Genomic DNA, 14,338 nt, shown 5'->3' with positions numbered 1-14,338 from the left:
GATTGTCAATGCAAACAAACTTCAGGGGGCAGGGTATCGGTATGTTGTTAAAAAAACTTGTTTCCGAAAATAATCCCCAGACTGTAGCAGAGTTAATCCATGCCCAACTCAAAATCGGTCAACTGACTTGGGGCGAGCTCAACATACAAATTTTCGGCCAGCACTGGCGGGACGAATCTTTGCACGAAGTCCTCAGAGAGATTGCAGCTAAGCTCGACAAAGAAACAGCGAGCCAAATTATAGAATATCTCACAGATCAAAACGGTCAACAAGAAAAATTTATTAATTTGTTTTTAGCAGCGCAATGCCTGTTAAAAGTGAAAAATGATGTTAATAAAAAAACTGCCAAAAAACTGTTAAACGCTTTAAAAAAGTTATCGCAATACGGTACGGGTTTCCTGATTCTTTATCAAAGCGCTCAAGAATTGCAGGAAACTTATCAAATTCGCAATCGATCGATCGCGGCGATCGCCCAAACTTGGAAAAACGACCCGCAAACCCTGCCCTGGCTGAAAATACTCGCTCACTCCAGTGACTGTGGCGAAGTCCGAGCCACAGCAGTCGAAGCAATAGCCCGTGGTTGGTCACACCAGCCAGAAATTTACCTGATGCTCAAAAACCTCGTCAAATTCGATCAAAGCTGGGCAGTGCGATCGACCTGTGTGCGAGAAATGGCTTCTGGTTGGCCAGACACCAGCGATACCTTCCCCCTGCTGACTGCCCTGGCTCAGTTCGATCAAAGTCCCGCAGTCCGCACCACAGCACTCGAACAATTAGCCTCTAATTGGCCCGATCGCACAGATACCTTGCTGGTGCTGAGAACCGCCGCCGAAGCCGACGAAAATTTGGGAGTGCGAGTCGCAGCGTGGCAAGAAATAGCCAGAGGTTGGCACAGCCTTTTAGGCACCGCATCCCTGCTCAAAAACCTTGCCCAGACAGGAAGTTCTATCCTGCGAACCGTAGCGGTGCGAGAGTTGGCAGGGGGCTGGCCCGCCGCAGCCGACGTTTGCCTCTTGCTGAAAACCCTAGCCGAATCCGACAGCAGCAAAGAAGTGCGGACAGCAGCCTTAGAAGAATTGGCCTCGCATTGGCCCGACGAACCCGACATTTACCCGCTGCTGAAAACCCTAGCCGAGTCCGACGCGAGTTCGAGCGTCCGGCGCGCAGCAGTGCAAGCAATTGCCTCTGGCTGGCCCGGCAACCCCGAAACTCTGACTTTTTTGCAAAATATAGCATTGGGCGATCGCGACGCCGACCTGCGTGAAGTAGCCCTACAACAGATAGCCACAGGTTGGCCCGACCACCCAGAAACCCTGCCCCTGCTGAAAAAAATAGCTGATTCCGAGGATTACTGGACTGTGCGGCAAGTAGTAGTGGAGGCTGTCGCCGCACTGGCGTCAGGCAGTCTCGAAGTCTTTGGCTGGTTGCAAAATCTCGCCGAGTCAGACAGACACCTCAACGTCCGAGAAACTGCGGTGGAAGAGATCGCAAAACGCTGGTCTCACCGGGGCGAGACGCTGCCTTTCCTCAAAAGCCGGGTCGAGTTGGAGCATGATTCTCACCTGCTGAGCGTGCTAGTGAGATCGATCGTGCGGGGGTGGCCCGACGACCCGGAAACCTTGCCTTGGGTGAAAATTCAGCTCGATTCTGGGGAAGCGCTGGTGCGGCAAGCGGCGGTGCTTGAACTCGCTTACAACTGGCCAGACAATCCTGAAACTTGGATGCTGCTGGAGGCTAAAGCAGAGGGCGATGAGAGTCCGGCTGTCAGGCAAATCGCTTTGCAAAAGTTAGCGCGGGGATGGACAAATCAGTCTCAAACTTTCGAGTGGCTGAAAATTAGAGCTCAAAAAGATGAAGATTCGCAGGTGCGGGCGATCGCCCTGGTAGAGTTAATGCGGGGATGGAAAGACGAGCCGGGAATGTTTGAGTTTTTGCGCGATCGAGCTTTGAGCGATGTTGACAATCAAAACGGTTCTTTTCCTTACAATCCCAGATTTACAGCGCTCGAAGCGATTATCGAACATTATCCCGAAAATCCGGGAGTTGTGCCGCTATTGCGATCGCTTGCAGTTTCCGACGCAGAAGAGCAAGTGCGGGCCTTAGCGGGTCGCAGGCTACGCAGCCAAGACTGGTAAGTGGAAACAATCCTTTAGACACCTCGGAAAATTAATCATGCCTGCTCTTCTTTCTGGAGTTTGAGGAGGCTCCAACTTTAGACGTTTAGGAATAACTTGTCTTCGTTGTACTCTTAACATTCTTTCAGCATATCATTCCGCTGCAGCCGGAAGAGATATTAACAGTTAACACTGGGACTAACTCAAACGAGTGACACTCAAATGAGTGACACTCGAAAAAGTGACTGTGCATCCACAAATTCCACCAGTTATACCTGAAATATCAAACACCAAAACTTAAATGTTGAGAGGAAGCACATTATGTACACCGAAGAAAGAAGCTTGAACAATGAAACTATGGCTCTCGTCGCCGATACTACTGCTCAATCAACTCTGGCATTTGCTGAAACCACGGGAGTAAACAAACCCACTTTACAAATGGGTTCAACAGGTCAAGCTGTCAAGGAACTACAACAGCTTCTATATCATTGGGGTTATTATTTTGGCCCGATTGACGGTATCTTCGGTGTCCAAGTTCAAAACGCTGTCAAAGGCTATCAACACCGCGTCTTTTTAAAAGAAGATGGGATTGTCGGCCCTATCACTTGGGAAGCACTATACTCTGGTGCACCTGTGAATATGCCGGTCGTCATGAAGGGCAGTTCTGGTAATGCTGTTAAAATTGTTCAGAATGTCTTGAAAATCAATGGATACTATTTCGGATTCATTGACGGCTTCTTCGGGCCGATGACAGATGTAGCCGTGCGACAATTGCAACTGAGCAAGGCTTTACCGCAAGATGGAATTGTCGGCTATAGAACTTGGCACGCCCTCAGCAAGTTACCGCACTAATAACGGGTTTGATTCATATCAATTCCGGTTGCACTCCTCATGATTGTTGACGGTTGACTGTTTAGTCGGGAGCCAAAAACTGAATGGTTGACTGTTGACGGTTGACTCGATTTTCTTATTCCGAGGCAACCGGAAACCATATTATGATGACGTTGGTTATTGGTATTTTGATGCTGTATGAGTTTGTTTCATTTATTGTGAAAACTTAAGCAATATCTAAAGGAGTAAATGTGATGGAGACTAAATTCAAGAGAAGAATTCTCTCAATTGATGGTGGCGGTATCCGGGGTATTATTCCTGCGATCGTTCTCAACTACATTGAAGAGCGCACCGGAAAACGCATAGCAACAATGTTTGATTTTATTGCAGGCACTTCAACAGGAGGAATTTTAGCACTGGGTTTAACTAGAAAAAACTCAGACTCTAGCATCAATAGTGAGCCAGAGTATACCGCTGCCGAACTTGTAAATTTCTATCGCAAATATGGAAAAAAGATTTTTAATGAGTATGTTCCACTGGATTTTGATGATTTGTTACAACCCAAGCACAACCCAAAAGGTAGGCAACAAGTTTTAAAGGATCTTTTAGGTGAAGCTAAGGTTGAAGAGGCATTACGAGAAATTTTCATACCGAGCTATGATATCGAACTCAGAGCACCAATTTTTTTTACAAGCAATCGGGACGCAGAGCAAATCAAGAGTTTTGATAGCCGGAAAGTATGTACGGGATTCAAAATGTGGGAAGCAGCAATGGCAACTTCTGCTGCACCGACATTCTTTCCACCCTACCAACTCGAAACGGGCCATCATACCGATGAGGGATATTACGCTTTGGTAGACGGCGGAATTTTTGCAAATAATCCTTCTTCACTTGCAATGATGGAGGCGATGATTTCTTACAAGAAAAAGACTGGTGAAGAACTACAACGTACTGATACCCTTGTTGTTTCTTTGGGTACGGGATCACTAACTAAGAAATATAAGTATAAAGAAGCCAAAAATTGGGGTCAAATAAAATGGGCTATTCCATTACTTAACGTTGTTCTAGATGGCCAAAGCGAATCGGTTGCGTATGAGCTCGATCAGCTAATGGTGACTAAAGGAGATAAAGAAAATCATCGAAACTACTATCGTTTTCAACTTCAATTGAGTAGCGATAATGGTCACGATCAAATCGACAATGCAAGTCCCAGTAATATTGAGTACCTAGAGAACCGAGCTGACAAACTCATTGAACACAGTAAGAAAGATTTGGATGAGTTGTGTAAGCTTTTGAAGGAGGACACTGAACTATATTCTAATTAACCGCACCGTTAAATCGATCTCTGGTTGGAGGATTTTTAATGGGGGTAAGATTTTGTGTGTATTCATTCCCACAACAGGGCATCCCAAACCGCCCCGCTTCCCCCATCATCAAACAACGATCGCACTCCGAAGCCGTTTTCTCCCACCAAAGCAAATGTTCCCGAAAATTCGGGAGTTGTGCCAATGTTGCGATCGCTTGCAGTTTCCGACGCCGACGAGCAAGTCCGGGCCTTAGCGGGCAGCAGGCTGCACAGCCAAGATTGGTAAACAAAAACAATACCCCAGTTTATCCAACAGTCCTCGACGCAAAGCCTCAGCACAAGCCCGTGAAATGTAGCAGCAATCCCCCGTGGTTGCCCCGTCTGTGGTGATGTTGCGTCCAGGATTGTCCAAGAAACCGGGGTTCAAGAAATTTCCCAATAGTTGTTAATTATGTCTAATTAACTTCCAAGGTAATTCCTTCAGGTTTTGCTGTTGCCGTCAGAAATTCCAAAATTTGGTCAGGAGTTAACTTTGGATTCGCCTGAAGCATTAGAGCAACTACACCCGCAACATAGGGAGCAGCCATAGACGTTCCCTGCTTGAAGTCATAACCTACGTTTCCCGGCGTAATCGGAATTGTAGATAAGACTTCATGACCCGGAGCAACCACAAAATTTGTTGGTATCGAACCAGCAGGATTAGAAAAAACTGTTACCTGTTTGTCTGGAAAACTTGTTACTGCTCCGACCGCTATTCCCAAATTATCGAAAGCATAAAATGCTGGAAAATTTGGTTCGCTAGGGTTGAGTTTGTCCCTGTCATTTCCCGCTGACATTACCACAAAAACTCCGCGTTGTCTGGCATATTCTAGGGCTTGTCGTTCTTCGGGATCGGCAAATCGTTTGCCAAAACTCATGTTGATCACATTTGCGCCATTGTTTACCGCATAGTAAATGCCAGCAGCTACATCATCTGACTGACTGTAACCTCCAAGACCTGCCACCTTAATCGGCATAATCTGAGCATCATAAGCAACCCCATTTATTTCCAGGGTATTATTGGGAGAATTGATGTCAATTCCATTTTTTTTCGCCCCAATGATTCCTGCTACGTGAGTTCCGTGATCCTGTTTCGGATCTCTTAAATCAGGGGAGGGATTGGCATCGCCATCCACAAAATCCCACCCATTGACATCATCACGAACTCCGTTGAGATCGTCATCAATACCATTCCCCGGAATTTCTTTAGGATTCCGCCAGATATTGCTCTGTAAATCGGGATGACTCAAGTCAACGCCACTATCCAGTACCGCAACCACAACACCTTTACCCGTGTATCCTGCTTTCCAGGCTGGGGCAACATTGAGGAGGTTTAAGTCTCCTATGTTATTGAATTTAGCTGCACTGGTGAGCGGGTTAGCAGCATCCAACTGCTGTTTACCAGTGGCAGCCGCAACTGCCGCTGCTGCATCCACCAGTCCATAGCCAAACAAGCTGTTGAACTTATCCGTCGGTGTTGTAGCTAAGATGCTGAGGTTGTAGGTTGTGCTGCCTACAAAAGGGTTGACTCCGAGATAATAAGTACCTGCTGATAAACCCATAAAGAAAATTTCCTCTGGATTGTTGCCTTGCTGTTGAGGAACGCCAAGAATTTCACCAAAATCAACCTTGTTGTTATTGTTGACATCCTGAAACAGCACTAAATCCGCATCTGTATCCGAAGACATTCCCCGCAAGTTGACTTGAAGGTTACTGGGCTGTGGGAGATCGAATTTGTAAAGTTGTGCAGGTTGGTTTTCATTAACCAAGCCGTCTAACGAACCCTTGACTCCGCTACTGAATGGGGCAAAAGAAGTCGCTTGGTTAAGCAAGAACTGAATTGGCTTGACATTTACATTCAGGTTGTAGTTGGTGTTAGCTCCCGGTATACCCTGTTCAACGTAGATAAAGTATCTGCTCGGTACAAAAAAGCGACTTTCAATTACTTCTGGCAGACTTCCAAAATTGCGGGAGGCAGAGAATTCCTCTCGACTCAGGCTACCATCGCCATTAGCATCCCTCGCAAAGAATAAATCAGCGTCCCCGCTTAAACCGTTGAGTTCCAATGTGAGACTGCTGGGTGTCTCAATGGTGAAAGTGTAAATATCTTGGATGTCGTTTTCATCTACGAAGCCATTCAGGCTAATTGAATTTTTCAGAGTACCGAGGTCTGTTATTCCTACTTCTGCTGCTTTTCGTTCGGTTTGGGGTACAAAAGAGTCATTGCCACTACCACCAATTAGCGTGTCTCCACCCAAATTGCTAACCGAACTGTCTTGGCCATCAGAACCTGTAAGTATGTCGCTGCCTTGACTACCGTGCAGCGAGTCTGTTCCTTGACCTCCAACGAGGGTATTGTTCGCAAAGTTGCCAGAGATGAAGTCATCAAAATTCCCGCCCAATAGGGAATCGTTACCGCTACCTCCTAACAGGAAATTCTGACCGCCACCGCGATCGATCGATTCTGGAGAGACCGAACCAATCACAGTATCATTACCTTCTAAAGCCCGCAGTCCTCTGGTGAAGGGATTTAAAAGTCCTGGGGTTAGCCTGAAGTAATCAGAATTGGGAGTTAGATCGAAAAAGTTACCGTCATTGCTGGAACTATTCACAACAAGATGCTCCTGGTCAGATTAACAAATGTATTTTAATAAGGAAAAATAAAAGATTATGAAATTGCAACGTTTTTTAACAATACAGGACTTACCCAACTGGCACACTAAAATCAAATTTTAGGGTGGGTCAGATGAATTGCTGGAACGGTTATTGAGGGTTTCGATATTTGAGGTACCTTACTAATTATGATAATCGCGTCAGTCCTGCAATAGTCAAAGAAGATTATGTTCCTCTTCCTGGCTCGATCGAGCCGGCGATCGCCAGCCTGGTGATTTCGCGACTAGGGCATATGCTGTCAATGCAACAGAACGCATAGGATATAACACAAACGGGTTGCTTAATCAAGGTATGAAAAAAATAAGTGAAAAATCCCGAAGCTTTGTGTGTAATGGTTTATACGAGTTGCATATTTAGCCTTTCATACCGTAAATCAGCAACTCCTAGAAACAGTGCGAACATCTCCGAGTACCGATCGCACATATCGATTTATTCTGATAAAAGGCCGATCGCATACCGCACCGCTTCCCCCATCATCGAACCACGAACGCGATCGGACGCCGTTTTCTCCCACGCGAGCAACTGTTCCCGAAAAGCCGGGTCTTGCTTGGCCCGCTGCACGATCGCCTGACTGATGACTTTCTTTTGAATCTGCTCTGTCGGGATACCTTGCTGCTTCAAATAATCCAACAGTCGCTGCACGCTTTCGGAGAATTTATCCGGCGTCTGAGACATCAAAATAAACGAAATTTGGCGCACCATCCGCTGGTATATTTCCTGTCTTTTGAGCAATATTTCCTTGTGACTCGGCTCCGCATTGTTACTAGGAACAGCCAAGTCGAGCAAACCCAAAATTTCAGAGTCCTTGGCTACAACCTTTTCCAACATATCTGGATAAAGCTCCAAAATGCGATCGCCCAAAATCTTGCCGTTCACCAAACGGTTCGCGCTCAGCCGCAGTAAATTTTGTTCTCCGGCAGACTCAAAAAATTGAACATTCAATTTGAGTTCGTGGCTTTCCAACTCCACCCGACGCAGCGTAAAAACCAAAGCCTCCCAATTAGGAGATTCATCAAAACACACCTTGACAATAGAACTGTCCTCTTGATGCTGCCGCCCCAATTCCCCCGACTCAAAATCGCGATTGACCGGAAAGCGATTTGCCGCAACTTTCGCAGTATAATCAAACTGAGTAAAAACATAGCTGCATTCAACTCTCGACAGATCGACATCTTGAACTTGCCAATTTTGAATGCAGCAACCCGTAAGCTGCGCCCCCTCCAAATTCGTCCGAATCAAACGGCACTCAATCAAACAAGCTTCTCTTAAATCCGCCTCACCCAACATCGCATCCATCAAATAAGCGCCACTCAAATCAGCTTTCCGCAAATCAGCACTTCGCAAATTAGCTTCGCTCAAATCCGCCCGCAGCAAATACACTCCTTGCAGGTTAGCTCGCAGCAAAAGCGCCTTCTTGAAACTCGCTTTCAATAAATAAGAACCTGCCAGATTAGCTCGACTCAAATCAGCGTTATCCAGCACCGCCTCAGTCAAATCCGCCCCCGCCAGCACAGCTCGGTGCAAGTCAGCGCCCGTCAGATTTGCCGATCGCATTTGAGCGCCATTTAAGTCAGATTCAATCAAATTTACACCGATTAAAATTGCCGATCGCAAATTCGCTTCCACTAAATGCGCTTCCCGCAAATTAGCACCCGTTAAATTAGCACCAACAAGACTGGCGCGGTTGAGATTGGCCTCCATCAATTCCGCCGCCATCAACTTCGCGCCGTCGAGTTTAGCCCCGGCCAAATTAATTTGGTCAGATTTAACTCCTTGAAGATTAGCACCGCCCAAATCCGCTTCGGGGAACGCGGCCCAATTGAGTTCTGCTGCTTCCAAACAAGCAAGGCGCAAATCCGCTTTAGCAAGATTTGCGCCGCTCACATTTGCCCCGCTCAAATTCGCCCCAGCCAGCCCCGCACTGCGGAGATCCGCGCGGCGCAAACAAGCCCCTATCAACTTGGCATTGCTCAAAAAAGACCAGCTTAAATTAGCACCGGTCAAGTTAGCACCAGTGAGGTCTATTTCTCGCAGGTTAACACCGCTTAAACTAGCGCCGCTGAGGTCAATGTGACCAAAGTTGCGCTCTCCTTGTTGATAGCGCTGTAAAAATTCTTGTGTTTGCATTCCGCTGATTGGGGGGCTGGCAATTTAGCTGTTTTAGGACGCGCTGGTCAATAACTTTAACTGTAAGGTACGCACGGAACACGAGCGGGCGCACGGGGACACTACTCTTACTACTTACTGCAAGAACTCATGTCCTCCGGGCGATCCCTGGGTACTTTACCCTATAGATGGCAGTTCAAAGGATTTGTTGCCTAAGTTCTATTTCTACTACCAGTTTTACAGACTTTTGTAACTTAAAGCCGCAGAGTTAACATCTTATACGCTGGGAGCATCTCATATTTGTAAAAACACTTCTTCGGGCTCTTTCCTTCTTCCTGTTTTCTTCTGTCTCAAAACTCCTGTCTCCTGCCTCACAACTCCCATTTCTAGCTTGGTTGCTTTCATTGAGATGCTCCCTATACGCTGCAGCGCCGGAGAGTGTTTTTACCTAAAGCGTTGCAATTCTTGCTGCAAGTGTTTTCCCCATTTAGTCGCTAGAGGAATTTCTGTAAAAGGAATCTGCACCGCAGCAGCATCTTTCAACAAAAATTCGAGGGCGATTGGACTTCCCGAATTCGGCGGTGACTCTAAATCAACTGCCTGAGAGTTGACTAACAACCGCAGCGACTGCACGTCTTTTAAAGAAAAAGTTTGCAAATTGACAGGCCCGCTGCGAGTAGGTTTTCCCCAAGTTAAACTGTCTTCTTGCTGACCGAGTACAGCATAAATATCGTACTTGGCTTTAGCGAATTGTTCTGCCCAGACGCGATACGCTTCCAGCTTTTGATACTCGTTCCATCCAGCCCAAGCCAGCCCGATAAAAATTGCCAGCAGCGGCAGCCACATTAAACCTCTTTCCATGCAATACCCTTGTTAAAAATAGTCCAGGTTGTGTTTCTCATCTTCTCTAATGATACAATTAATTGAACTCCTAAAACTGGCTCTGCAATTTCAACTAGAAATTAGAGCAATTTTTGATCGAGCAAGAGCCACAGCCGAAAAATACCAAACGCTCGCGTGGGAGATATCCACAAGTCGCAGCAAGGAAAACTGGCGCTGGCGGTGAAAATTGGGTTATTGTGGGGAACAAGCCTTCCCTAAACGGACGATCGGCCATGAAAAAGTTTTTCCTTCTGTGCTTATTTTTAATCGGTCTCGGCTGGGGGATTTCTAATTTCCCAGGACTTGCTACTCAAGGCACTTACGACTCGATTGTGCTGGATTTCCGCGAAGATGTCGGTAATGCCACGATCGCCAAGCAAGTAGAGGCGATCGCCCAACAGTACCAAGTCGCACCGCAACTCAACAGCGAATTCTCAGCGGCAGACAATGTATATGTAGTTAAGGGCGATCGCACTTTGCTAAATGCCCTGAGAAAATCAAATTTGGCTAAAGATACCGAATACATTGAACCGAACTTTGTCTACAGCGCTTTCGAGATTCCCAACGACCCCATGTATACCAAGCAGTGGAATCTCCGCAGCATCAATGTAGAATCTGCCTGGAACGAAACCAAAGGCAGTGGCACAACAGTAGCGATAATTGACACGGGTATTACTCCAGTCGCTGACTTAAAAGAAACCAAATTTGTACCGGGCTACGACTTTGTAAACGATCGCGCCGAAGCCTACGATGACAACGGCCACGGTACTCACGTCGCCGGTACAGTCGCCCAATCAACTAACAACAATTACGGCGTGGCGGGCATTGCCTACGAAGCAGCTTTAATGCCGCTAAAAGTGTTAGGCGGCAGCGGTGGTGGCACGGTTTCCGACATCGCCGAAGCGATCAAATTTGCTGCTGACAACGGCGCAGATGTCATCAACATGAGTTTAGGTGGCGGTGGCGAAAGTCAGTTAATGGAAGAGGCGATCGACTACGCCCACTCTAAAGGCGTTGTCATCATCGCAGCCGCCGGCAACTCCGGCGACAGTTCCGCTTCCTATCCCGCCCGCTATCCCCACGTCATCGGCGTTTCCGCCCTCGGCCCCGACGACGAAAAAGCCCCTTACTCCAATTTCGGCGCAGGGGTGGACATTGCAGCCCCCGGCGGTTCTGAAATGGGCAAGATCCTGCAAAGTACGATCGACCCGGAAACCGGCGCTGAAGTATTTGAAGGCTACCAAGGCACTAGCATGGCTTCTCCCCACGTTGCAGCCGTTGCAGCCCTTGTCAAGGCTTCCGGCATCACAGAACCAGACGAAATTCGCAGCGTACTCTTGCAGTCCTCGCGAACTGTCACTGAAGATCCGTTAAACCATTTTGGTTCAGGACACCTAGACGCAGCCGCAGCAGTTCAGCTAGCCCAGCGCGGACAAATCAACTTCCGCGATTTCTTCCGCTGGCTGCGCGATAACGGGTATCTCAACCCCCGCTTTTGGATTGACGGCGGTGCAGTCGCCCTGTTGCCTAAAATTGCAATGGTGCTCGGTTCTTACCTGCTGGCTTTCTTTTTGCGGAATTATTTTCCGTTCCAGTGGACTTGGGGCTTTGCCGGTGGCTTGATGGCTGGTAGTTCTGGGTTCTTTTTCCTGCGGAACTTGTTTGTATTTGACTTGCCGCAGTGGCCGATGCGGGTGATGGGCAGTTCTATTCCCGAACTCGGCGGTGCAATTAATGGCAGCAGTATGCTGAATCCCTTTTTTGCTAGCGTTTTGATTCCTGGGATTTTGATTGCTTTGCTGTTGGGACATCAACAGTGGAAGTGGATCGCGATCGCAATTTCGATCGGTTTTGCCAGCAGTTTAGCGGTGAATGCTTTCCTGTCGCCCGCAGTCTGGGGATTGGGTACAGGTTTGGTATCACAAACATTCTTGATTGTCAATGCTTTACTGTGTTTCGGATTGGCACGTTTAGCAATTAAAACAGAGGTGCGATCGGCATGAGTATTACTGTCAAAGGTGTAATTGAACGCAAAGGATTGGGTCCCGGTACTTGGGCTTTGGTCGGCGAAGATGGGGAAACTTACGAACTTAAGGATGCTCCTTCTGAGTTGAAAAAAGCTGGTTTGAAAGTCAGTGTTAAAGGTGAAGTGCGTAAGGATGTGATGACTTTTGCTATGATCGGCCCGGTTCTGGAGGTGCAGTCTTTTGAGGCGAATTAGTCTAATTGGTTAATGCAGCTTTTGAGCTAAAAAAAACCCCGGCCAAAATTGGCTGGGGTTTATTAATCAGGGTGCATCTACTAATTTAATCTCCCGCCTCAAAACACCTCTTTCAGGACACTTTGGCAGAATTTGCGAACATTGGCGGCGAGGGCGTGCGATCGGCAAAAAAAAACCCCAAACCAAAATTGGTCGGGAGTTAATTAATCAGGGTGCATCTACTAATTTAGTCTCCGGCTTTACACCACCTCTTTCAGGACACTTTGGTAGACTTTGCGGAAATTTGTGGCTCAGCTTGCGATCGGCAAAAAAAAACCCGGCCAAAATTGGTCGGGAGTTAATTAATCAGGGTGCATCTACTAATTTAGTCTCCGGTTCGAGGTGCACCTGTTCCGGACAGTTTGCGAAAATTTGCGAAAATTCGTGCTTTAGGGTGCGATCGGCAAAAAAAACCCGGCCAAAATTGGTCGGGAGTTAATTAATCAGGGTGCATCTACTAATTTAGTCTCCGGTTTGAGGTGTACCTGTTCCGGACAGTTTGGGAAAATTTGCGAAAATTCGTGGTTTAGGGTGCGATAGCAAAAAAAAAACCCGGCCAAAATTGGTCGGGAGTTATTTAATCAGGGTGCATCTACCAATTAAGTTTCCTGAGAATTCGAGCGCAATCCGGATAACCTCAAACTTTTTCAGCATCACCCTCGATACCGCAAAAAAAAACCCCAAACCAAAATAGGTCGGGAGTTATTTAATCAGGGTGCATCTACTAATTAAGCTTCCTGAGAATTCGAGCGCAATCCGGATAACCTCAAACTTTTTCAGCATCACCCTCGATACCGCAAAAAAAAACCCCAAACCAAAATAGGTCGGGAGTTATTTAATCAGGGTGCATCTACTAATTAAGCTTCCTGAGAATTCGAGCGCAATCCGGATAACCTCAAACTTTTTCAGCATCACCCTCGATACCGCAAAAAAAAACCCCAAACCAAAATAGGTCGGGAGTTATTTAATCAGGGTGCATCTACTAATTTAGTCTCCCGTGTCACAGCACCTCTTTCAGGAAACTTTGGCAGAACTTGGGAGAATTTTTTGCTCAGCGTGCGATCGAAAAAAAAAACCCGGCCAAAATTGGTCGGGAGTTAATTAATCAGGGTGCATCTACTAATTTAATCTCCCGCCTCACAGCACCTCTTTCAGGACACTTTGGCAGGATTTAGGAGAATTTTTGCTTAGCGTGCGATCGCAAAAAAAACCCCGAACCAAAATTGGTCGGGAGTTAATTAATCAGGGTGCATCTACCAATTAACCTTCCTGAGAATTTGAGCGCAATCCGGACAGTCGGATAGAGTTTTTCAACAGGGCGATCGCTGGCAGCAGAAAATATTCTGTAATCATTTATTGGCGGCGGGGTGGAAAGCCCGGCAGAATTGGGATAGCGTTTGGGTGTTTGGAAGGGAAATTATTACCACGTTGACCTGACGCTGGATCAGATGATTTTTTGCCGCCCTTTACCGGAATTGGGTAATTACAAAACGCCGATCGAGGGCTTGTATCTCACGGAGGCGGGTACCCATCCGGGCGACTCGATTTCGGGGATGCCCGGATACAATACGCCTGGCGTGTGTATGGAGGCGCAGTAGGCGATCGCCCAGAATTTGGCGGATGCGGCTAATCCTCTAAAATCGACGGTTAAGTCGGAGCTTCGGGGTAATTAGAGATTGGAGTTTAACCGTCGATGAACGCAGATGACAATGCCAGTCATCTGCGTTTCATCGACTCAAAATTTTAACTAGATTTAGCCTTAGTTCCAGTCATAATCTACTTAAATAAAACATCAAAAAAAATATTAGTGCAATCACTATAACAGCTACTACCAGTATAACAGCCAATAAATTTAAACCAGAGGAAGCTGTCCACACAATTGCCACCACATAAGGGCAGCCTACAAAAATAGCAGCCAGTATTGCTGTTAATGGCGTCCACTTAATATCTCTTTTAGTAAAAGGAGTGGCTCCCAAACCTTTGAACTGATATGGATCGGATAACCCTAATGGTTTTGGGGATGACACTATGGGTTTTTGAGAGGGGGATAATGGTTTTTGACGTCGCAGGCCCATGTTGTACTCCTTCTGAACGATTAGTAAATTTTATGTCAAGGCTTTTTGAGCC

The 14,338-nt window shown here is 46.8% G+C and carries 12 protein-coding genes; 8 read left to right on the top strand and 4 right to left on the bottom strand.

The features are described from left to right. Nucleotides 1–8: 8 nt before the first annotated feature. The 4 genes from NDI35_RS13295 to NDI35_RS13280 all read left to right on the top strand — a co-directional run bounded on the left by NDI35_RS13295 (nucleotide 9) and on the right by NDI35_RS13280 (nucleotide 4,537). Entirely contained in the window at nucleotides 9–2,135 is a 2,127-nt protein-coding gene (locus NDI35_RS13295) for a HEAT repeat domain-containing protein (protein WP_445313146.1), read from the top strand. Between the two features lie 300 nt (nucleotides 2,136–2,435). Then, entirely contained in the window at nucleotides 2,436–2,966 is a 531-nt protein-coding gene (locus NDI35_RS13290; RefSeq protein WP_333292506.1) for a peptidoglycan-binding domain-containing protein, read from the top strand. A 233-nt stretch (nucleotides 2,967–3,199) separates the two neighbouring features. Then, a complete protein-coding gene (locus NDI35_RS13285; RefSeq protein ID WP_445313145.1) occupies nucleotides 3,200–4,270 on the top strand; it encodes a patatin-like phospholipase family protein in 1,071 nt (356 codons plus the stop codon). Between the two features lie 54 nt (nucleotides 4,271–4,324). Further along, a complete protein-coding gene (locus tag NDI35_RS13280; RefSeq protein WP_445313144.1) occupies nucleotides 4,325–4,537 on the top strand; it encodes a hypothetical protein in 213 nt (70 codons plus the stop codon). Between the two features lie 169 nt (nucleotides 4,538–4,706). Here NDI35_RS13280 and NDI35_RS13275 read toward each other — a convergent pair whose 3' ends face one another. Beyond that, on the bottom strand, nucleotides 4,707–6,902 hold the full coding sequence (locus tag NDI35_RS13275; protein ID WP_445313143.1) for a S8 family serine peptidase: 2,196 nt from the start codon (nucleotides 6,900–6,902) through the stop codon (nucleotides 4,707–4,709). Nucleotides 6,903–7,072: 170 nt separating this feature from the next. On the opposite strand from NDI35_RS13275, the gene NDI35_RS13270 reads away from it, so the two are divergent. Then, nucleotides 7,073–7,222 carry a hypothetical protein gene (locus NDI35_RS13270; RefSeq protein WP_445313142.1) on the top strand — a complete coding sequence of 50 codons (150 nt, stop codon included), beginning with the start codon at nucleotides 7,073–7,075 and terminating at the stop codon, nucleotides 7,220–7,222. Nucleotides 7,223–7,392: 170 nt separating this feature from the next. Here the strand turns inward: NDI35_RS13270 and NDI35_RS13265 are convergent, their stop codons facing one another. Continuing rightward, a complete protein-coding gene (locus NDI35_RS13265; protein ID WP_445313141.1) occupies nucleotides 7,393–9,090 on the bottom strand; it encodes a pentapeptide repeat-containing protein in 1,698 nt (565 codons plus the stop codon). A gap of 423 nt (nucleotides 9,091–9,513) precedes the next feature. Continuing rightward, the gene (locus NDI35_RS13260; protein ID WP_445313140.1) at nucleotides 9,514–9,930 is read right to left on the bottom strand and encodes a hypothetical protein; all 417 of its coding nucleotides are present in this window, start codon (nucleotides 9,928–9,930) and stop codon (nucleotides 9,514–9,516) included. Nucleotides 9,931–10,184: 254 nt separating this feature from the next. On the opposite strand from NDI35_RS13260, the gene NDI35_RS13255 reads away from it, so the two are divergent. The 3 genes from NDI35_RS13255 (at nucleotide 10,185) to NDI35_RS13245 (ending at nucleotide 13,809) form a co-directional block, all read left to right on the top strand. Beyond that, nucleotides 10,185–11,954 (top strand): S8 family peptidase, encoded by a 1,770-nt coding sequence (locus NDI35_RS13255; RefSeq protein ID WP_445313139.1) that lies wholly within the window; start codon nucleotides 10,185–10,187, stop codon nucleotides 11,952–11,954. Next, nucleotides 11,951–12,172: a hypothetical protein gene (locus NDI35_RS13250; protein WP_445313138.1), complete on the top strand. Its 222-nt coding sequence runs from the start codon at nucleotides 11,951–11,953 to the stop codon at nucleotides 12,170–12,172. The genes NDI35_RS13255 and NDI35_RS13250 overlap by 4 nt, the downstream gene beginning before the upstream one ends. Nucleotides 12,173–13,608: 1,436 nt before the next feature. After that, entirely contained in the window at nucleotides 13,609–13,809 is a 201-nt protein-coding gene (locus NDI35_RS13245) for a hypothetical protein (protein WP_445313137.1), read from the top strand. Nucleotides 13,810–13,980: 171 nt separating this feature from the next. Here NDI35_RS13245 and NDI35_RS13240 read toward each other — a convergent pair whose 3' ends face one another. Further along, entirely contained in the window at nucleotides 13,981–14,286 is a 306-nt protein-coding gene (locus NDI35_RS13240) for a hypothetical protein (RefSeq protein WP_445313136.1), read from the bottom strand. Between the last annotated feature and the right edge of the window lie 52 nt (nucleotides 14,287–14,338).

This window comes from Microcoleus vaginatus FACHB-2002 (genome assembly GCF_040004035.1).
Lineage (GTDB): Bacteria > Cyanobacteriota > Cyanobacteriia > Cyanobacteriales > Microcoleaceae > Microcoleus > Microcoleus vaginatus_C.
Note: the sequence above shows the minus strand (reverse complement) of the source record. Positions and strands in the feature narration are given on the sequence as shown.

What these genes read in the sequence shown, in the direction of transcription:
- NDI35_RS13295 (WP_445313146.1), top strand. Translation starts at nt 9, where the DNA reads ATGCAAACAAACTTCAGGGGGCAGGGTATCGGTATGTTGTTAAAAAAA.
- NDI35_RS13290 (WP_333292506.1), top strand. Translation starts at nt 2,436, where the DNA reads ATGTACACCGAAGAAAGAAGCTTGAACAATGAAACTATGGCTCTCGTC.
- NDI35_RS13285 (WP_445313145.1), top strand. Translation starts at nt 3,200, where the DNA reads ATGGAGACTAAATTCAAGAGAAGAATTCTCTCAATTGATGGTGGCGGT.
- NDI35_RS13265 (WP_445313141.1), bottom strand. Translation starts at nt 9,090, where the DNA reads ATGCAAACACAAGAATTTTTACAGCGCTATCAACAAGGAGAGCGCAAC.
- NDI35_RS13260 (WP_445313140.1), bottom strand. Translation starts at nt 9,930, where the DNA reads ATGGAAAGAGGTTTAATGTGGCTGCCGCTGCTGGCAATTTTTATCGGG.
- NDI35_RS13255 (WP_445313139.1), top strand. Translation starts at nt 10,185, where the DNA reads ATGAAAAAGTTTTTCCTTCTGTGCTTATTTTTAATCGGTCTCGGCTGG.
- NDI35_RS13250 (WP_445313138.1), top strand. Translation starts at nt 11,951, where the DNA reads ATGAGTATTACTGTCAAAGGTGTAATTGAACGCAAAGGATTGGGTCCC.
- NDI35_RS13240 (WP_445313136.1), bottom strand. Translation starts at nt 14,286, where the DNA reads ATGGGCCTGCGACGTCAAAAACCATTATCCCCCTCTCAAAAACCCATA.